The organism is Alteromonas oceanisediminis (assembly GCF_018474025.1).
In the GTDB taxonomy this organism is placed as follows: domain Bacteria; phylum Pseudomonadota; class Gammaproteobacteria; order Enterobacterales; family Alteromonadaceae; genus Alteromonas_E; species Alteromonas_E oceanisediminis.
In genome coordinates this window covers 91,251-109,579 of record NZ_JAHCTA010000001.1, presented here as the reverse complement: position 1 = coordinate 109,579, position 18,329 = coordinate 91,251, and the positions used below count along the sequence as shown (strand labels likewise).

The window sequence follows — 18,329 nt, the reverse complement described above, 5'->3', positions numbered from 1 at the left end:
TCGTCAATGGTGATGTTGTTACCGCCATCACTCTTGGTTTTGTTTAAAAGGTAAAGCGTTTGTGGCTTGCATGAAATAACGCTCCATGGCTGGCCGTTCCTGTTGTGTAAAGTTCTTCACTGCGTTAGCGAAGCGGGGATCAGCCACGTAGTGACTGGAGTAACAATACGTGGGTTCGAATCCCCTCAAAATTTTGTGCTCGCCCTGTGTACCAGGATTAAACAACGGAATATTGTGCTGGATGGCAAAATCTATTCCTGCGTAATAGCAACATTCAAAGTGTAAACCGTCATACTCACGCAGGCTTCCCCAGTAGCGGCCATACAATCCGTGGTCGTCGAATAAGTATAACGCTGCGGCAATAGGTTTATCAGATTGGGTTGCCACCACAATCATCATATTACGCGCAAACTTAGCATAAAGTTGTTCAAAAAAACGACGTGTGAGATAACCGGTATGACCGCTGCGTTTAAGGTAGGTTTGACAGTAACACTGATAGAAAAATGCGATGTGATCGGCCTGAATAGACTCGCCGCAATAGTAATTGATTAAAATCCCTTGCTCAGCAACTTTTTTCCGTTCTTTACGGATATCTTTGCGCTTACGTGAGGTAAATCGCGCAAGAAAGTCGTCAAAATCCTGATAGCCTTGGTTGTACCACTGAAATTGTACCGAGAGCCTTGTGGGTAGCCCATGCAATTCTGATTCGCGCTTCTGTTGGTAGGTATTAAAAAGCCAATGCAAAGACGACGTGCCCGCGTTATTGCAAATACTGTGAATATGGTCAAACACAAACGCATTGACTTCTGTTGCGTTAGCGTTAGGGCAGCACAATACTTTGTTACTGGTGACCGGTGTAAACGGGACGCCAATCAGTAGTTTGGGATAATACTGAATGCCGTGCTCGTGATAGGCATTTGCCCACGCGTGGTCGAATACGTACTCGCCATAACTGTGATGTTTTAAATAGCAAGGAACATACGCCACGGGCATCGAATTATCTATTTCATACACTACGATAAAGTGTGTGTCCCAGCCCGTATCACCGCCAATACTGCCACTTGATTCAAGCGCATGCAGAAAATCATATTGCAAGAACGGGGGCGAGTGAAGGCTACACTTTTGCCAGTGATCGCGATTAATCTCTTGCAGTTGAGAGGCAATACTGATGCGATATTGGGTTGGCTTAGTCACGGAATCTCGTTAGTTTGGATGGCACGGGTTTTCCTTGGTTGTGATAATGATTGTTCTCGTGGGATACTGCAAGAATGGAAGACGATTCTCAAATATTTGCTGCGCTAATCCGCCTGCAGGCAATGCGTGAGCACAGCAGCCATGAATTGCTGCGTAAATTGACACAGAAAGGCTTTAGCCATAAAGCCGTACAGGAGCAAATCGAAGGATTAACCGAGCAGGGCTTACAGTCCGATCAGCGGTATGCGGAAATGGCAGTCAGGGTGGGTGTGTCTAAAGGGCACGGTCCACAGCGTATTCGTCAGCAGATGAGCCAGCAGAAGCTATCCAATACGCTGATTTCGCAGGCATTTGAGCAAAATGAGATTGACTGGTTTACCTTAGCTTACGAGGTGAAGTGCAAGAAGTTTGGTGAGGACATTGAACTAGATTGGCACAAAAAACAAAAGCAACAACGGTTTCTGCTTAACCGAGGTTTTGATTTTGAGCAGATTAATCATGCAATCCAATACAATCCAGTATTAGACGCTTAACACCATTGGTATAAGCATGCTATCTTTGCGCGCTAAGGCGCGAGCCTTGCTTAATTCGTTTTTACACTCAGCACACAGGACCCTTCATGACATTATCAACCGCTCAGATTCGACAGACGTTTATCGACTTCTTTGCTAAGCAGGGCCATCAGCCGGTTTCTAGCTCTTCGTTGATCCCTCATGGTGATCCCACTTTGCTGTTTACCAATGCGGGCATGAATCAGTTTAAAGATACTTTTCTGGGCACAGAAAAGCGCGCCTACACTCGTGCGGTATCATCTCAGCGCTGCGTGCGTGCCGGTGGCAAGCACAATGATCTAGAGAACGTCGGGTATACGGCGCGTCACCACACGTTTTTTGAGATGTTAGGGAATTTCAGCTTTGGCGATTATTTTAAGCGCGAAGCGATTCAATTTGCCTGGCGGTTTTTAACCGAAGAACTCAAGCTGCCCAAAGAAAAATTGCTTGTCACTGTGTATTCGGAAGACGACGAAGCGTTTTCAATTTGGGAAAACGATATCGGCGTACCGGCTGAAAAAATTATTCGTATTTCTACTTCTGACAATTTTTGGTCTATGGGAGATACCGGACCCTGTGGACCTTGCTCAGAAATTTTCTATGATCACGGTGAGCATATTTGGGGAGGCCCCCCAGGAAGCCCAGAAGAGGATGGTGACCGCTTCATCGAAATCTGGAATCTGGTTTTTATGCAGTTTAACCGTCAGGCAGACGGTGAAATGTTGCCGCTTCCCAAGCCATCGATTGACACCGGTATGGGGCTAGAACGGATCAGTGCTATTTTACAAAACGTCCACAGTAATTATGAAATCGACTTGTTTCAGGCGTTGATTAAATCCGCCGCAGTCATCGTCGGTACACAGGATTTGGAAGACAAATCGCTGCGTGTTATCGCTGATCATATTCGCTCGTGCTGCTTTCTCATTTGCGATGGGGCAATGCCGTCGAATGAAGGCCGTGGTTACGTATTGCGTAGAATTATTCGCCGCGCAGTGAGACACGGATATAAGTTGGGTGCAAACGAGATTTTCTTCTATCGACTCGTCGATACGCTGTGTGAGCAAATGGGCGAGTTTTACCCAGAGCTGCGTGAGCAAAAAGCCGTGCTTGAGAAAGTGCTTAAAGTCGAAGAGGAGCAATTTAGTCGCACATTGGCGCGCGGTATGACCCTTCTATCCGAAGCCTTAGAAGATATTGAAGGCACGGTAGTGCCTGGTGAGATCGTGTTCAAACTTTATGATACTTACGGATTTCCGGCTGATCTCACCAATGATGTGGCAAGAGAAAAAGGATTTACCATAGATGAGTCTGGATTTGAGGCGTGCATGCAGCAACAGCGAGAGCGAGCACAGAAATCCAGTCAGTTTGGCGCAGATTACGGCGCGTCAGTGCAGTTAGACAGTGAAACCGTCTTTACCGGCTATGACGCGACTGAACAACAGTCAACCGTGGTTGCTCTCGTTCTCAACGGTAAACCGGTCGAAACAGTTAATGATGCAAAAGATGTACTCATCGTTCTTGATAGCACACCGTTTTATGCAGAGTCAGGTGGTCAGGTTGGCGACACTGGGAGTATAAGTGGTGAAAACGCAACTGCCACAATAGGTGATACGCTAAAAATGGGTGCCAGCTTTGCGCATAAGGCGGAAGTCGTGGGCACACTGAGCGTCGGTGATCATGTCAGTGCTAGTATCGATAGCTTTCAGCGCCAAGCGATCAAACTTAATCACAGTGCAACGCACTTGCTGCATGCGGCATTGCGCAAAGTGCTCGGCGAGCATGTCACGCAAAAGGGCAGCTTAGTTGATGCAGAGAAATTGCGTTTTGATTTTTCGCATATGGAGGCAGTGAGCCACAACCAGCTTCACACGATTGAGGCAATGGTCAACCAGCAAATCCGCGCCAATCATTCGCTCACCACTAAACTCATGAACATTGATGAAGCTAAGGCGTCAGGAGCAATGGCGTTGTTCGGAGAAAAGTACGACGATGAGGTTCGTGTGGTGACCATGGGGGATTTTTCAACCGAGTTGTGCGGTGGCACTCATGTTGCCAGCACGGGCGAGATCGGCACGTTTAAGATTGTCTCAGAAAGCGGTATTGCTTCTGGGATTCGCCGTATAGAAGCGATTACGGGGGAAGCTGCGGTTGAATTCATGCAGCATCAACAACTCAAACTGGCGGAACTTGCGACCTTACTCAAAGCTGACCCAGCCGCGCTACCTGAGCGCGTCAAGGCGTTGCAAACCAGTATCAAAGAGCTAGAAAAGCAAAATCAACAGATGCAGCAAAAATTGAACAGTCAACAAGGGCAAGATTTGTTGAACAGTGCCGTATCGATTAATGGCGTTAGTGTGTTGATTACAGAGATGCAGGGTGTTGAAGCAAAGTCTCTGCGCAATATTCTGGATGATTTGAAGAACCGAATTGGCAGTGGTGTCGTATGTATTGGCGTGGCGAGTGATGAAAAAGTGAATTTGATCGCTGGCGTCACTAAAGATTTAACAGATAAGGTAAAAGCTGGCGAATTAATTAATCACGTCGCCTCGCAAGTTGGCGGAAAGGGTGGTGGCCGCCCCGACATGGCACAAGCGGGTGGTTCGCAACCAGAAAATCTGGCAAAAGCGTTGGATTCGGTTAATACTTGGCTACAGGAACGTTTGTAAGGAAAAACGGGCTAGTTATCTTGCAGTGACATCAAGACAACATGGAATGCCGACGCTGTACTTTCAAGCTGTGGTGCAGCGTTACATCGTAAGGATTCTCGAAAATTGTAATGGATAAGGAGCAATACAATGCTTATTTTAACCCGTCGTGTCGGTGAAACATTAATGGTTGGTGATGAAGTCACCGTAACTGTGTTAGGCGTCAAAGGTAATCAGGTTCGTATCGGCGTGAATGCGCCAAAAGAGGTCTCTGTGCATCGCGAAGAGATTTATATGCGGATCCAAGCTGAAAAAGGTGGAAATGCGGGCAAGGTCGAAAGCGACGACTGAGTGCCTATCCACTAAAATCAAAACCGAGCCTATGTCATCAAGCTCGGTTTTTTTGTGTGTGCTGCAGCTGTGACCAACGCGATCAAGCCCAACCCTTCGGGTCAAGTCCTTCGGGTCAAGTCCTTCGGGTCGTGTCCTTCGGGCCGAGTTCCAATAATCCACATTCTTTAGTGTCAAATAGTGGGCGCTTTACGTTGCACAAGATGGAAGGTTAACATGCGGTTAAATTACCGAGACTGACAGCAATAGCGCCCTTAAAACAGCGACTAATGCATGAACAGGTTAATCTTCGGGCTAATTGTGCAAAATACCTTCGGATAGAATAACCTAGGCCAAAAAAGGTTTGACTTCCCTTCATGAGTCGTTAGAATTCGACTCCACATTTTGGAGAGGTGGGTGAGTGGCTGAAACCAGTTCCCTGCTAAGGAACCATACCTATTACTGGTATCGAGGGTTCGAATCCCTCCCTCTCCGCCATGTTTTTTGTGTAAGACAACGCGTGTGTAGCTCAGCTGGATAGAGTACCTGGCTACGAACCAGGCGGTCGGAGGTTCGAATCCTTCCACACGCGCCATAATCTTTCAAAAGGATTATACTGTCTAGGGCGGACGGCCCGGTCACCGCACGCCGGTCACCGGAGGGGTAAATCCTTCCACACGCGCCATTGATTGAATGTCGTTGCAAGAACATGGTTGTGTTGGCTAGCTTGTGCTAGTCTTAAGGTGTTTAGTAAGTTTAATGTCACGCGTGTGTAGCTCAGCTGGATAGAGTACCTGGCTACGAACCAGGCGGTCGGAGGTTCGAATCCTTCCACACGCGCCATTAACCCCGCATTGAAATATCTACTGGCTAGGGCGGACGGCCCGGTAACCGGAGGGGTGAATCCTTCCACACGCGCCATTAATCCCGCATTAAAATATCTATTGGATCCTTCCACACGCGTCATTAACCTCGTCATACCGGAATAGTTGCGGATTAACGATCGCTGAATCGTTTTGAACACTTTCCTATCTTGTATCTCAAACGGTGATTACCACCGCTGTATTTTCACAGAACGTTGCTGTGCGTTTGAGTGAACTGCGCAATCTCGTCTTCCATTGAAGTTGATAACACGAACGCCAAGTATCGCAGTGCTCTAAATTGACATCCATAACCGGAATAACACATCTAAATGTAATAAATATGTAAAAATAATGCATAATAAGCGAAATTGAAGCGGAAATGTTTATAATATTCGGTTTTTTATTCATTTTGTGCCGTGAGTGGATTGCTTTTGACTGATCGGCGTGATACTTATGACGGTTGAATAAATGGAAAGGAGAACGTGGCATGCAAAATTTATCATTAGCCGACTCGGCATCCAGTGTGGTCAACGGTCAACTGGTTGAAGCCGCTATTCTTATGGGCGTTGGTATGCTGTCTGTTTTCCTATTTCTCAGTTTTCTTATCATTGCCATGCAGGTACTTGCTGCGTTGGTGAACCGGTTCCCGGGGCCACTGCCTGCGCACTCGCCTGCAAAGCCTCAAGCCGTGGCGGAGCCCCCCTTATCCAACGCCGTAGTGGCGGCCATTGCGGCTGCTGTCCACCGATATCGTAAGTCGACTTAACCTAAATCGGAGTTCCTATGACCAAACCCCTTGCTCTAACAGAGCTGGTGCTGCGTGATGCACATCAGTCTTTGCTTGCGACACGTCTTCGATTAGAGGATATGCTACCCATCGCTGCTTCGCTCGATAAAATTGGCTATTGGTCAGTCGAATCATGGGGCGGCGCGACGTTTGATGCGTGTATACGCTATTTGGGTGAGGACCCATGGGAACGTATTCGCCAGATCAAAGCCGCGATGCCAAATACACGTCAGCAGATGTTGCTGCGAGGTCAAAATCTTCTGGGCTATCGGCATTATGCAGATGATGTGGTTGAAGCTTTTGTGAAGCGAGCTCATAAAAACGGCGTCGACGTATTTCGTATCTTTGATGCGATGAACGATGTCAGGAACTTGAAAACTGCAATAAAAGCGACCATCGACTGCGGCGCGCATGCGCAAGGCACCATTTCCTATACGGTAAGTCCAGTGCATACCTTAGACACATGGTTGGCCATGGCGAAGGAGCTTGAAGGTCTTGGGGTTCACTCGATTTGTATTAAAGACATGGCAGGGCTGTTAAAGCCTTATGAGTGTGAAGCGCTGATAAAGGGCCTTAAAGAAACAGTCTCAGTGCCGATTGCAATGCAATGTCACGCAACAACGGGTTTGAGCACCGCGACCTATCAAAAAGCGATTGATGCGGGTATTGATATGCTGGATACCGCCATTTCTCCCATGAGCATGACCTATGGTCATACGGCAACAGAAACGATTGTTGCGATCCTCGAAGGGACCGAGCGAGATACTGGGCTCTCCCTTGCAGAGCTCACGCAGGTCGCTGAGTATTTCCGTGAAGTACGCAAAAAATACGCGCAATTTGAAGGTAGTCTCAAAGGCGTTGACGCTCGGATCCTAACGGCACAGGTTCCCGGTGGTATGCTCACGAATATGGAGAACCAGCTCAAAGAGCAGGGCGCCGAAGACAAATTTAGTGATGTTTTGGATGAAATCCCTAAAGTTCGTGAGGATCTGGGGTTCATCCCCCTTGTGACGCCAACATCTCAAATTGTCGGCACTCAAGCGGTGATGAATGTATTATCCGGCGAACGTTACAAAAGTATCTCGAAAGAAACCGCTGGCGTATTAAAAGGAGAATATGGTGCCTCTCCTGCACCGGTCAACGAATCACTTCAGGCGCGCGTATTAAATGGTGAAGAGCCAATAACTTGCCGTCCTGCCGACAGACTGTCACCTGAAGTGGACGAACTAACCGATGAATTGACTACGCTGGCAAAAGAACAAAGTTTCTCGTTAGCCGATGAGTCACTGGATGATGTGCTAACTTACGCGCTATTCCCTCAGGTTGGGCTTAAATTCCTGAAAAACCGTGGCAATGCAGACGCATTTGAACCAGCACCGCAAGCGGGCTCAACTAAAAGCGATGCCGAAACGAAGACTTCTGAGCCCACTGAGACTACCAACAACAGTGCGCAGTCTTATGATGTACAGGTGGAAGGTAAAACGTATCAAGTCACCGTGGCACCGAGTGGGGAGCTCGCATCGATCACGCCATCAGCGCCCTCTAGCGATGACAATAAACCGGCTTCGTCAAACGCTGGGGAAGGGCAACAAATAACCGCACCACTTTCAGGTAATATCGTGTCTATATTAGTTGGGCAAGGCGCACAGGTAGAAGAGGGCGATGTGGTTATTATGCTGGAAGCGATGAAGATGGAAACGGAAATACGCAGCTCAGTCACAGGCTCAGTATCCCAATTATTAGTCAAAGAAGGGGACTCGGTGCAAACAAGTCAGCCTCTGATAACGGTAAATTAAGTATGGATAAACTCGAAATCCTGTGGCAGAGCACCGCGCTGCCGCATTTTACCGCCGGCCAGTTAATCATGATGTTGGTTGGATTGGGACTGTTGTATTTGGCGATCGTCAAAAAGTTTGAACCCTTGCTGCTGTTTCCCATCGGCTTTGGTGCGCTGTTAACCAACATCCCATTGGCCGGATTTTCCGAAGTCGGCGGGCTCCTTCATTACATTTACTACGTGGGCATTGAAACCGGTGTGTTTCCATTGCTGATATTTATGGGAGTGGGCGCAATGACTGATTTCGGCGCATTGATTGCCAACCCGCGTATGTTGTTGCTAGGTGCTGCCGCACAATTCGGTATTTTTGCCACACTGTTTGGTGCGATTGCACTGAACTTAGTGCCGGGATTCGAATTTACATTAAAAGACGCGGCTGCCATCGCGATTATCGGCGGAGCTGATGGGCCCACGGCAATATTTCTTGCGTCGCGGTTAGCGCCCGATTTGCTCGGTGCTATCGCCGTTGCTGCCTATTCCTACATGGCATTGGTCCCTATCATTCAACCCCCAATTATGCGGCTTCTAACGAATGAGAAAGAGCGCAAAATAGAAATGGCCCAGCTTCGTCCAGTGTCGCAGCGTGAAAAGACTTTGTTCCCATTGGCGGTGTTACTGTTAACCATTATTTTCTTACCAACCGCGACGCCTTTAGTCGGTATGTTCTGTTTCGGTAACTTAATGCGTGAGTGCGGCGTGGTCGAGCGCCTGAATAAAACAGCACAGAATGAACTGATCAATGTCGTGACTATCTTTTTAGGCCTTGCTGTAGGTTCAAAGCTTTCCGCTGAGCAGTTTCTGACGTTAGAAACGTTAGGTATTCTTGGCTTGGGCGCCGTGGCATTTTCAATTGGCACTGCCGCTGGCGTGCTGATGGCTAAGGGCATGAGCAAAGTCAGCGGAGGCACTATCAACCCTTTGATCGGTGCAGCCGGCGTCAGTGCGGTGCCCATGGCCGCGCGTGTGGTGAATAAAGTCGGTTTGGAAGCTAACCCGCATAACTTTTTGTTAATGCACGCCATGGGGCCGAATGTGGCAGGCGTACTGGGCTCGGCGGTCGCCGCAGGTATATTGCTGTCGCTAGTCGGATAGTTTTACATTCAGACGCTACGCGTGCGTCTGATGTTGCCTTACTAGCGACTGGTGCGCAGAGACAAGCCGCTTTGTGACATCATGCTTAGGCCACCGAAACAACGTATCGGTTCGGCCAGTTTCTACAATCTGGCCATCGTGCATGACAATGATGCGGTCTGCAATGTGACGCACGATACCAAGGTTGTGGCTAATAAATACGAAAGACAAGCCAAGCTCCCGCTGTAAACGTAAAACGAGGTTCACCGTTTGCGAGCGTACCGATGGGTCAAGTGCTGCAAAGGGCTCGTCGGCAACAATGATGCTGGGGTTCAGGATCAGCGCTCTAGCCATTGCCACCCGCTGTTGTTGCCCGTCAGACAACATGTGCGGATAGAAAAAAAAGTGGTCGCGTAACAGCCCTACCTGCACCAAGACTTGTTCGACACGCTCTTCTCGTTCGGCGGCGGTTTGGTCGGTATTCAGTTTGAGAGGTTCTTGTAAGATATCTCCAATAATCAGCGCAGGGTTGAGAGACTCAGAACTGCGCTGAAATATCATTCTGACCTGACGCTTCTGCCATCGCAACAAATCGGCTTTGCTGTGCCCCGTGGTTTCCTGATGAAACTGGATTTCACCTGCGCTCGGCTCAATCGCACCACAAAGTAGCTTGGCCAGTAACGATTTACCTGACCGGTTACCGCCAATGATCGCTACTGTTTCAGCTTTTTCAATACTCAGGTCAAGCGGACCAAGCTGAAATTCGCGTCGTTTCTGGCGGCTAAACCAGGCTGGTTTTACATTGCTGAACGTGAGCGAGTGAGCAGACAGTAACTGAGTCATGAGTTATTCGTGTGTAAGGGGTAGTGGCAGCTATAAAAATGATCATGAATTTTTCTGACGGCCGGTGTTTGTACACAGGTTTTTTGCGCGCGGTGACAGCGCGGCCCCAGTCTGCATCCGATCGGAAGGTGTTGCAACGTTGGTATCGTGCCCGGCAGCGTAACTAAAGGCGACTTTGGTGGCAAGTCTGCACGAAAGCTCGGCGCGCTATCTAGCAACGCCTTAGTGTAAGGATGTAGCGGTCTTTTTTGCAGTTGTTTGATAGGGCCGGATTCAACCGTCTGACCGCAGTACAACACGGTCATTGAATCTGACATACTGGAAATCGCCAGTAAGTCGTGGCCTACAAACAGGATGCTTAAGCGTTTAGTCTGGTTGAGGCGTTTAAACAATTTTAGGATTTGTACTTTTGTTGTCGCTTCCATGCCGCGTGTGGGGTCATCCGCAATCAGTAACGCGGGCTGGGATACCAACGCCATAGCGATCATGAATTTTTGCCCTATATCACTGGCAATCTGGTGCGGGTAAGCGCTCATGACACCGGCATGATCTTTTATGCCGACTTTATGCACCAGTTCAATGGCAATACGCTTGCGCTCTTTTTGCTTTTCCCAAAACCAACCTTTACCCACAAATTCATAAGGAACGCTTTCTTCCAATTGCTCACCCAGCGTGACCGATGGATCGAGCGAAGCGAGAGGGTCCTGATACACAACAGCAATATCTCTACGCATGATTTCACGGCGTTGTTCTGCGTTCATTGCCAAGAGATTTGCGCCGCGCCACGTCATGCGATCCGCAGTCAGACGCATCTGCGGCGGCAGACCACCTGAAATCGCGCGCACGATTAAACTTTTGCCTGAACCAGATTCACCGACCAAAGCCTGTATCTCACCCTCTCTTACGCTCAGGTTGGCTTTGTCTAAGGCCTTAATCCAACCGTTGTCGGTATCGATTTCCAGCGTAAGATTTTTGATATCTAACAATGCCATTAGTGTCTTAGCCTCCTGTTGAGAGCTGCACGTAGACCGTCTCCCACCACGTTTACGGCAAACACCATGGCAAAAATCGTCAATCCCGGTAGGGCGATATTCCACGGCGCAATATAAACGACATTGACACTATCGGCGAGGATAGCCCCCAGTTCAATGGTTGAACCTTGCGCACCGAGATTAAGAAAGCCTAGCGCGGTGATGTCCAGGATCGCGACAGACAGTGCAATCGTCCATTGTACGACAAGCATTTCAATCATGTTGGGAAGTAATGAGTGAACGAATATATGTGTTTTAGACGCGCCATCCAGACGGGCAGCGAGAATGTATTCTTTATTCATCAACTCCCGTACCGTGTTACGTGTGTGATGCACAAAATGCGGGATCAGTGCCAGCGTAATCGCCCACATGCTGTTAACCAAACCGGTACCCAAAATCGCTACGATAATAATGGCTAACAACAGCGTTGGGATTACCATCAGGGCATCAAGCAGGTGATTGATGACACTCGCTCGGGTGCCATTGCTCATGCCAGCCATCACGCCAATCGCCACACCCACAAGCATAGCGATTAAGACCAGCATCACGCTGGTACCAAAAGTGACTTGTGCGCCGTGGATTAAACGTGAGAATAAGTCGCGACCCAATGCATCGGTGCCCATTACGTAGCGCACGGTGCCACTGGCATCCCATGAGGGCGGCACCAGCAGTGCATCAGTATTTTGCAGCGTTGGATCATAGGGCGATATTAGTGGCCCAAAAAAAGCGATGAACGCAAAAATAGCCAATACAACGACACCCGCCATGGCAACATGGCTGCGTTTAAATTCGCGCCACGTTTGTCGCCACGGTGAGGGATGAAACTCATCCTGATAGAGATTAAACCGCGACACGATCAAACTTCTCTCTGCTAGGGTCAACCAACCGGCTAAGGACTTCAATGATGATCGTCAGCACAATCACGGCACCGGCAACGGCCAGAAGGCCAGTTCGAATGGCTGGGTAATCTTGCTGATAAATTGCTTGTAGCAACCAGTGGCCCATACCGGGCCAGGAAAAGAGCGACTCAACGATCATAACATTTGTGATTAACGTGGTTACCTGCATGGCCATGATAGGCAGTATCGGTAACAAAGCATTACGCATTCCATGCTTGAGGAAAATTTGCGCACTGCTAAGACCTCGTGACTGTGCGGCAATAATGTAAGGCTTTCGCATGACATCAAGTGTAGAGCGTCGAACTGCGCGAATTAGCGTTGCCATTGTGATGATAGAAACTGACAAGGTGGGTAATGCAAGGTGTTTAAGCGCATCAACAAATGCATGACCTTTGTCGATGTTATCTGCGAGTAAAATATCCACAAAAATGAAACCACTCACCGTGGGTACGTTCAGCAGCAAGTCGACACGACCTGACATAGGTAACCATTCGAGATTCAGACTAAAAATCAGTATGAACACCATCGCGAGCCAAAATACCGGGAACGAATACATGACAGCACTGGCACCCAGTATCGACATGTCCAGACTTCGCTGCGGCTTCAAGCCGGCAAAAAAACCACAGGGAAGGCCGACTACAACGGCAAGCAGTAAGGCGTAAAACCCAAGCTCCAGTGTTGCTGGTAGCGACAGTAACACTTCGGAAAAAAGAGGTTCGCCGGTGATTGAGCTGACCCCCCATTGACCCACCAAGGTATTTGAAAAATAGGCAATAAATAACGAAAAGAAGCCCGCGTCACTATCAACCTTTAAGTAACGTAACGCCTCGGCTTTGGATTCTAAGCCCGTTAAATTGGTATAAACATCGCCGGGAAACAAATAACCGAGCGTAAACGAAAAGACAATGACTACCAGTAAAGTCAGTACCAGTAAGTTAAGGTAGCGGAGCAAAATCTTAGTCATCGCGCTTCTCTACCTCCCCTAGCTGAATACCACCATAAGAGTTGATAATGACTTTTTTAATATTTTCACGTTGCGCCTGATACCGAAACGCATGAGCAATGGGTAGCAACGGCACTTGTTCGTACAGAAGCCGATTGGCTTGCGCATACAATTGCTTACGTTGATCACTGTCGGTCACCGCAATGGCACGCTCGATCAGGTTGTCATATTTTTGGTTACACCACATTGCTCGGTTGGTTCCGCTCGGAATTGCGCCACAGGTTAACAAAGGGCGATAGAAATTGTCCGGATCAGCGTTGTCCGCAGACCATCCAATCAACACAGAATCATGCATGCCAGCCTGCAGATTATTTCGAAATGTCGTCCAGTCATAACTGACAATCGTCACTTCAACGCCCACCGCAGCGAGGTAACCCTGCATCAACTTCGCCATTTTCATAGCATTTGGGTTGTAAGCGCGCTGCACCGGCATCGCCCAGATTGTCATGCTAAAGCCTTGCTCTACCCCCATCGCTCGCAAAAGACTGCGCGATTGAACTGGGTTGTAACTGATTTCTTCGGCGTTCTGTTGATGCGCCCACGAGGTGGGTGGAACAATCCCGATAGCGCGCTTGGCACTGCCAAAGTAAACGGCATCAAGCAGTGTCGACTTATCAATTGCCATGGCTAAGGCTCGACGAACATCAGGATTGTCAAAGGGTTCGCGCTGCGTATTGAACGCCCAGAACCCCACGTTAAGGCCAGGCTTTTCAAGCAGCGTCAGTCGGTCATCTTCGCGTACTGCGTTGAGCTCGCTTTGTGCGGGAAATGCAGAAACGTCGCACTCTCCGGTGATCAGTTTAGCGAGCCGCAGTGCGCTGCGTTGTGTGATATCAAACACCAACTGTGGATTAGGAACCGAATGACGCCAATAGTTATCATGTCGTTCATAACGAATGAAACGATTCTTTCGATACTCGACAAATCGATACGGACCTGTACCGATAGGGTAGTGGTCTAATGCTTCGGGTCGACCCTGCTTGAGCAATTCATCTGCGTATTCTGCAGATAAAATGACCGCAAAATCAGTGGCTAAGTGAGCCAAAAATGAACTATCCGGTTTAGTGAGGTGGATTTGGATCCGATAACCGTTAATCCGGTCGACAGATTCGATGTTCGCCGCTAGGTTTAGACTTTGAAAATACGGGTACATGCCGCCGGATATTGTGTGGTACGGGTGCGACTCATCGCGCCAACGATTAATGCTGAACAACACGTCATCGGCGTTAAAGGTGCGCGATGGCGAAAAGTAGTCGGTGTGGTGAAAGGCGACGTTCTTTTTCAATTGAAAGGTATACACTAGACCATCTTCGCTGACAAGCCAGCTTTCAGCCAGTCCTGCCACGATGTTCCCCGTCTCGATATCAAACTCGATTAAGCGATCATAAAGTTGATGCGCACTTGCATCTGACGTTGTACCTGAGGTATCTAATTGCGGATTGAAGCTAGTCGGATCGCTCTCTGAACAATACACAACACCGCGTGTTGACGGTTGCGATGTTTCTGTTGGGGAACAACCGGCTAAGCACGCACCCAATACGGCGACAAAAAACGCTGTGGTTGGTCGCCACGCGCTACGCTTCATTCGCTGCTTCACTGCCAGTGGTGTCGAGCAAATTGTATTTCTTCAAATACCCGCGTAGTTGATGATAGGTCAAGCAGAGCTTTTCAGCGGTTTTCTTCTGATTGTACTGCGCATCTTTCAATGCCGCTTTCAAAATATCAATTTCGTAGTCTTGCGATTGTTGTTTTAAATCAAGGGGGAACGTTAGCGTTGCTGAGCGATTAACATTAGGCTGAACAGCACTTTGTGTTTCAGCGCTATGAGAAAAAGCGTTGTCTTCGCTTTTTGCTGCGTCAATCGGTATTGCGGTGGCTACGCGGTCGGCGGTTTTTACTCGCTGCGTGGGCCTAAATTTCGATTCAAACGGATCCAATACAATCTCGTGTACCGGCAGGTGAGGGTTATTCGCCCGATACACGGCGCGTTCAACCACATTCTTCAGTTCTCGTATGTTGCCGGGCCAATCGTAATCTAACAGCGTTCGCTTCGCTTTTTCGGTAAATCCACTAAATAGCTCGAGTTCCAATTCTCGCGTCATGTTGATCGCGAAGTTTTCCGCCAGCATCATAATATCGTCGCGGCGTTCGCGCAGCGGGGGGATGGTGATAACATCAAATGCCAGACGATCAAGTAAGTCAGCGCGAAACTCGCCGGAGTCGGCCAGGCTGGGCAAGTCTTCATTGGTGGCGGCAATTAAACGCACATCCACTTTAATTGAACGAGAGCCGCCGACACGCTCAAACTCACCATATTCTATCACGCGTAATAATTTTTCTTGGATCATGCCAGAGGTATTGGCAAGCTCGTCCAGAAAAAGCGTACCATTATCTGCGACCTCGAAACGCCCTTCACGTTTCTTTGATGCCCCCGTAAACGCTCCTGCCTCGTAACCGAACAGTTCGGACTCAAGCAAGCTTTCATTTAATGCCGCACAGTTGAGCTTGAGATAATTCTGATCCCATCGTTTCGACAAGTAGTGCAACCGCGCCGCGACCAATTCTTTACCCGTACCGCGTTCACCAATAACCAATACCGGTTTGTTCAGTGGTGCAATTTGCGAGATTTGCTCTAGAACTTCAAGAAAGCTATTCGCTTGCCCGAGAAGATTGTCTTGTTGGCTAAATCGACTCATGATTTCAAAAGGTGGTTAAATTCACTAAGTGTTAGTGTAATTCATTACGTCTGAATTGGTAGTGTTTTTCCGAAATGAATAAAAATTTAGTAAAAACAGCCATCTAACTGATTATTTAAGTTGGCATCCATATTGAATAGTTCATACCAGCAAATGCATTGTGCATTGTTATTGAATCTAAGAAGAGGTAGTCCACATGGGAATTTTCTCACGTTTTTCAGACATCATTAACTCTAATATCAATTCCCTGCTTGATAAGGCAGAAGATCCAGAAAAAATGGTTCGCCTAATTATTCAAGAAATGGAAGATACACTGGTCGAGGTTCGTTCGGCGTCAGCAAAAACGATTGCGAGCAAGAAAGAAGTCAGTGCGCAAATCAGTAAGTTTGAGCGTGAAGCCTCAGACTGGGAAGCAAAAGCAGAACTGGCGATCAATAAAGATCGTGAAGACTTAGCCCGCGCAGCACTGCAGGAAAAGAAAAAATGTGAAGATGCAGCGACATCGCTGAACAGAGAGTTTGCTGTGATCGAGGAACAAATCAGTAAACTTCAGGATGAGACGGCGCAACTGCAGGAGAAACTTGCCGATGCGAAAGCGCGTCAGAAGACTATTATCATGCGTCAGAAAACGGCTTCATCACGCTTGGAAGTGAAAAAGTCGTTGGATAACAGCAAAATCGATAATGCCATGGGCCGTTTTGAGCAGTATGAGCGCAAGATTGATGATTTAGAAAGTCAGGTCGATGCGTATGATCTGGGTAAGAAAACACTTAACGATGAATTTGCCGAGCTTGAGGCCGACGGTAAAGTTGAAGACGAACTTGCAGCTTTGAAGAAGAAAATGCAGGCTAAAAGCAGCAAAGCGAAATAAGCACAGAGTCTAATCATTATCGTTGGTGGGGAGTAAATAGTATGCAAGAGGGAATTGTTGGGATTATCATCGCGCCGATTATCATTTTCATGATTTTTGTCGCGCCGATTTGGTTGATATTACATTATCGAAGTAAAAAGCAGGTGAATCAGGGATTGAGCGACGAAGAGTATATGCGCATGCAGGATTTAGCCAACAAAGCTGAACAAATGAGTGACCGCATTCGTACGCTTGAGGCCATACTCGATTCGGAGACGCCGCAGTGGAGGGATAAGGTATGAGAACGCCAAAGACACTTTACCGTGATGCTGAGAACGGCAAGATTGCCGGCGTTTGCTCCGGTGTGGCGCAATACTTTGGTATCGAGACCTGGTTGGTGCGCATTCTGACCGTGACGAGCTTCTTTTTACTGGCAGGGCCTTTTGTGTTTGTCGGCTATATTGCCTGTTGGTTTATTATGGATAAGAAGCCTAAAGGGGCAGCGTATCAAGCTGGATATAATGTGGGTGAGGCGTTCAAGCAGGGAAGTAAAGGCTGGCGTGACGCGGTTTCACAGACAGAGGAAAAACCTGTCGAAGTGAAATCCAAAGTGTGGCAATCCGGTGAACCACCGCGCCAGGCATTTCATGACATTCAGCAACGCTTTCGTCGTGCAGAGGAACGCTTACGTAAGGTTGAAACCTATGTCACCTCCAAAGAATTCCAGTTAAACCGAGAAATCAATCAGCTCTAGTAACTAACGCCACCTGATTCAAAGTAAGCCACTGAAATCGTCACGATTTCAGTGGCTTTTTATTATCTGTAAAAAAAATGTTACATCGTTGGAACAGCTGGAAAGTGCACCTCCCTGTTGTTTGATGCGTAAATCATTACACTTTCAGGAAATTAATCGTCACGAAGTGGTTATGAGTAAAACAAGTCAGTATCAGTCAAAATCATCCAACAGCAATGGCATCATTGAATGGAGTTCTGAAGAAAATCAGATTTGGTCTGAATTGTACGAACGCCAAATTAAATTATTGGACGGGCGAGCGTGTCAGCAGTTTTTAGACGGCATTGATTTGCTCGGCATGACGGCGAATGAAATACCTCAGTTAAAAGACATCAACAAAGTTCTCAAAGAGACAACCGGTTGGCAAACTGCCGAAGTGCCTGCATTAATTAATTTTGGTGAGTTCTTCCGTTTGTTAGCCAACAAGCAGTTTCCCGTGGCGACCTTTATTCGTACTCGAGAGGACTTTGACTACTTACAGGAACCGGATATTTTTCACGAGATATTCGGCCACTGCCCATTGTTAACCAATCCGGCGTTTGCGCACTTCACGCACACTTATGGCAAGCTTGGGCTTGCAGCAAGCAAAGAAGATCGCGTTTATTTAGCAAGATTATACTGGTTCACCGTAGAGTTCGGCTTAATGAACACACAGGAAGGCTTACGTATTTATGGGGGGGGTATTTTGTCTTCCCCCGGTGAAACGGTGTATGCACTGGAAAGTGACAAACCGTTGCGTAAGCCGATTAATGCCATCGACGTGCTGCGTACTCCCTACCGCATTGATATTATGCAGCCTATTTACTATATACTTGGTGAGTTTGATGACCTGTATGATCTCGCTGAAATGGACATCATGAGTTTAGTTGAGCAAGCTAAGCAGCTCGGGCTGTTTGAGCCCTTATTCCCACCGAAACAAAAAATGGCGAGTTAAAC

Annotated in this window: 17 protein-coding genes and 3 tRNA genes; 13 read left to right on the top strand and 7 right to left on the bottom strand. The window is 47.9% G+C overall.

The genetic code is table 11. The features are described 5' to 3' along the window. Positions 1-27: 27 nt before the first annotated feature. Positions 28-1,194 (bottom strand): GNAT family N-acetyltransferase, encoded by a 1,167-nt coding sequence (locus KIU71_RS00550; protein ID WP_214129144.1) that lies wholly within the window; start codon positions 1,192-1,194, stop codon positions 28-30. Positions 1,195-1,268: 74 nt separating this feature from the next. Here KIU71_RS00550 and KIU71_RS00545 point away from each other — a divergent pair, with 74 nt between their 5' ends. The 9 genes from KIU71_RS00545 (at position 1,269) to KIU71_RS00505 (ending at position 9,299) form a co-directional block, all read left to right on the top strand. Further along, entirely contained in the window at positions 1,269-1,727 is a 459-nt protein-coding gene (locus KIU71_RS00545; protein ID WP_214129143.1) for a regulatory protein RecX, read from the top strand. Between the two features lie 86 nt (positions 1,728-1,813). Continuing rightward, positions 1,814-4,411: an alanine--tRNA ligase gene (alaS, locus tag KIU71_RS00540; protein ID WP_214129142.1), complete on the top strand. Its 2,598-nt coding sequence runs from the start codon at positions 1,814-1,816 to the stop codon at positions 4,409-4,411. A gap of 129 nt (positions 4,412-4,540) precedes the next feature. Then, complete coding sequence (gene csrA / locus KIU71_RS00535; protein WP_214129141.1) at positions 4,541-4,741, top strand: carbon storage regulator CsrA; 201 nt, start codon at positions 4,541-4,543, stop codon at positions 4,739-4,741. Between the two features lie 386 nt (positions 4,742-5,127). Next, positions 5,128-5,218: transfer RNA gene (locus tag KIU71_RS00530), tRNA-Ser, on the top strand. Between the two features lie 20 nt (positions 5,219-5,238). Then, positions 5,239-5,315: transfer RNA gene (locus KIU71_RS00525), tRNA-Arg, on the top strand. Between the two features lie 171 nt (positions 5,316-5,486). Continuing rightward, positions 5,487-5,563 (top strand) — tRNA-Arg (locus KIU71_RS00520). A 507-nt stretch (positions 5,564-6,070) separates the two neighbouring features. Next, positions 6,071-6,349: an OadG family protein gene (locus KIU71_RS00515; RefSeq protein WP_214129140.1), complete on the top strand. Its 279-nt coding sequence runs from the start codon at positions 6,071-6,073 to the stop codon at positions 6,347-6,349. 17 nt (positions 6,350-6,366) lie between these two features. Then, complete coding sequence (gene oadA, locus KIU71_RS00510; RefSeq protein WP_214129139.1) at positions 6,367-8,166, top strand: sodium-extruding oxaloacetate decarboxylase subunit alpha; 1,800 nt, start codon at positions 6,367-6,369, stop codon at positions 8,164-8,166. Positions 8,167-8,168: 2 nt separating this feature from the next. After that, complete coding sequence (locus tag KIU71_RS00505) at positions 8,169-9,299, top strand: sodium ion-translocating decarboxylase subunit beta (RefSeq protein WP_214129138.1); 1,131 nt, start codon at positions 8,169-8,171, stop codon at positions 9,297-9,299. Between the two features lie 15 nt (positions 9,300-9,314). Here KIU71_RS00505 and KIU71_RS00500 read toward each other — a convergent pair whose 3' ends face one another. Genes KIU71_RS00500 through pspF form a run of 6 tightly spaced genes read right to left on the bottom strand, consistent with a single transcriptional unit; the run spans position 9,315 to position 15,750 of the window. Further along, a complete protein-coding gene (locus KIU71_RS00500; RefSeq protein WP_214129134.1) occupies positions 9,315-10,121 on the bottom strand; it encodes an ATP-binding cassette domain-containing protein in 807 nt (268 codons plus the stop codon). Continuing rightward, entirely contained in the window at positions 10,118-11,113 is a 996-nt protein-coding gene (locus tag KIU71_RS00495; RefSeq protein ID WP_214129133.1) for an oligopeptide/dipeptide ABC transporter ATP-binding protein, read from the bottom strand. Before KIU71_RS00495 ends, KIU71_RS00500 begins: the two co-directional genes overlap by 4 nt. Beyond that, positions 11,113-12,006 (bottom strand): ABC transporter permease subunit, encoded by an 894-nt coding sequence (locus KIU71_RS00490; protein ID WP_214129132.1) that lies wholly within the window; start codon positions 12,004-12,006, stop codon positions 11,113-11,115. The genes KIU71_RS00495 and KIU71_RS00490 overlap by 1 nt, the downstream gene beginning before the upstream one ends. Next, the gene (locus KIU71_RS00485) at positions 11,993-13,015 is read right to left on the bottom strand and encodes an ABC transporter permease subunit (RefSeq protein WP_214129131.1); all 1,023 of its coding nucleotides are present in this window, start codon (positions 13,013-13,015) and stop codon (positions 11,993-11,995) included. Before KIU71_RS00485 ends, KIU71_RS00490 begins: the two co-directional genes overlap by 14 nt. Further along, positions 13,008-14,639, bottom strand: coding sequence for an ABC transporter substrate-binding protein (locus KIU71_RS00480; protein ID WP_214129130.1), 1,632 nt, complete (start codon positions 14,637-14,639; stop codon positions 13,008-13,010). The genes KIU71_RS00485 and KIU71_RS00480 overlap by 8 nt, the downstream gene beginning before the upstream one ends. Continuing rightward, the gene (pspF, locus tag KIU71_RS00475; protein WP_214129129.1) at positions 14,629-15,750 is read right to left on the bottom strand and encodes a phage shock protein operon transcriptional activator; all 1,122 of its coding nucleotides are present in this window, start codon (positions 15,748-15,750) and stop codon (positions 14,629-14,631) included. The genes KIU71_RS00480 and pspF overlap by 11 nt, the downstream gene beginning before the upstream one ends. 196 nt (positions 15,751-15,946) lie before the next feature. Here pspF and pspA point away from each other — a divergent pair, with 196 nt between their 5' ends. From pspA to phhA, 4 genes are all read left to right on the top strand, one after another. Then, positions 15,947-16,621, top strand: a complete 675-nt coding sequence (gene pspA / locus KIU71_RS00470) for a phage shock protein PspA (RefSeq protein WP_214129128.1) — start codon at positions 15,947-15,949, stop codon at positions 16,619-16,621. Between the two features lie 41 nt (positions 16,622-16,662). Beyond that, on the top strand, positions 16,663-16,902 hold the full coding sequence (gene pspB, locus KIU71_RS00465; RefSeq protein ID WP_214129127.1) for an envelope stress response membrane protein PspB: 240 nt from the start codon (positions 16,663-16,665) through the stop codon (positions 16,900-16,902). After that, positions 16,899-17,354: an envelope stress response membrane protein PspC gene (gene pspC, locus KIU71_RS00460; RefSeq protein ID WP_214129125.1), complete on the top strand. Its 456-nt coding sequence runs from the start codon at positions 16,899-16,901 to the stop codon at positions 17,352-17,354. Before pspB ends, pspC begins: the two co-directional genes overlap by 4 nt. Positions 17,355-17,526: 172 nt before the next feature. Continuing rightward, the gene (phhA, locus tag KIU71_RS00455; RefSeq protein WP_214129124.1) at positions 17,527-18,327 is read left to right on the top strand and encodes a phenylalanine 4-monooxygenase; all 801 of its coding nucleotides are present in this window, start codon (positions 17,527-17,529) and stop codon (positions 18,325-18,327) included. The last annotated feature ends 2 nt before the right edge of the window (positions 18,328-18,329 follow it).

Bases quoted from the DNA above. Each gene is read 5' to 3' on its own strand.
- KIU71_RS00545 (WP_214129143.1), top strand. From the start codon at position 1,269: ATGGAAGACGATTCTCAAATATTTGCTGCGCTAATCCGCCTGCAGGCA.
- alaS (WP_214129142.1), top strand. From the start codon at position 1,814: ATGACATTATCAACCGCTCAGATTCGACAGACGTTTATCGACTTCTTT.
- csrA (WP_214129141.1), top strand. From the start codon at position 4,541: ATGCTTATTTTAACCCGTCGTGTCGGTGAAACATTAATGGTTGGTGAT.
- KIU71_RS00515 (WP_214129140.1), top strand. From the start codon at position 6,071: ATGCAAAATTTATCATTAGCCGACTCGGCATCCAGTGTGGTCAACGGT.
- oadA (WP_214129139.1), top strand. From the start codon at position 6,367: ATGACCAAACCCCTTGCTCTAACAGAGCTGGTGCTGCGTGATGCACAT.
- KIU71_RS00505 (WP_214129138.1), top strand. From the start codon at position 8,169: ATGGATAAACTCGAAATCCTGTGGCAGAGCACCGCGCTGCCGCATTTT.
- KIU71_RS00500 (WP_214129134.1), bottom strand. From the start codon at position 10,121: ATGACTCAGTTACTGTCTGCTCACTCGCTCACGTTCAGCAATGTAAAA.
- KIU71_RS00495 (WP_214129133.1), bottom strand. From the start codon at position 11,113: ATGGCATTGTTAGATATCAAAAATCTTACGCTGGAAATCGATACCGAC.
- KIU71_RS00485 (WP_214129131.1), bottom strand. From the start codon at position 13,015: ATGACTAAGATTTTGCTCCGCTACCTTAACTTACTGGTACTGACTTTA.
- KIU71_RS00480 (WP_214129130.1), bottom strand. From the start codon at position 14,639: ATGAAGCGTAGCGCGTGGCGACCAACCACAGCGTTTTTTGTCGCCGTA.
- pspF (WP_214129129.1), bottom strand. From the start codon at position 15,750: ATGAGTCGATTTAGCCAACAAGACAATCTTCTCGGGCAAGCGAATAGC.
- pspA (WP_214129128.1), top strand. From the start codon at position 15,947: ATGGGAATTTTCTCACGTTTTTCAGACATCATTAACTCTAATATCAAT.
- pspB (WP_214129127.1), top strand. From the start codon at position 16,663: ATGCAAGAGGGAATTGTTGGGATTATCATCGCGCCGATTATCATTTTC.
- pspC (WP_214129125.1), top strand. From the start codon at position 16,899: ATGAGAACGCCAAAGACACTTTACCGTGATGCTGAGAACGGCAAGATT.
- phhA (WP_214129124.1), top strand. From the start codon at position 17,527: ATGAGTAAAACAAGTCAGTATCAGTCAAAATCATCCAACAGCAATGGC.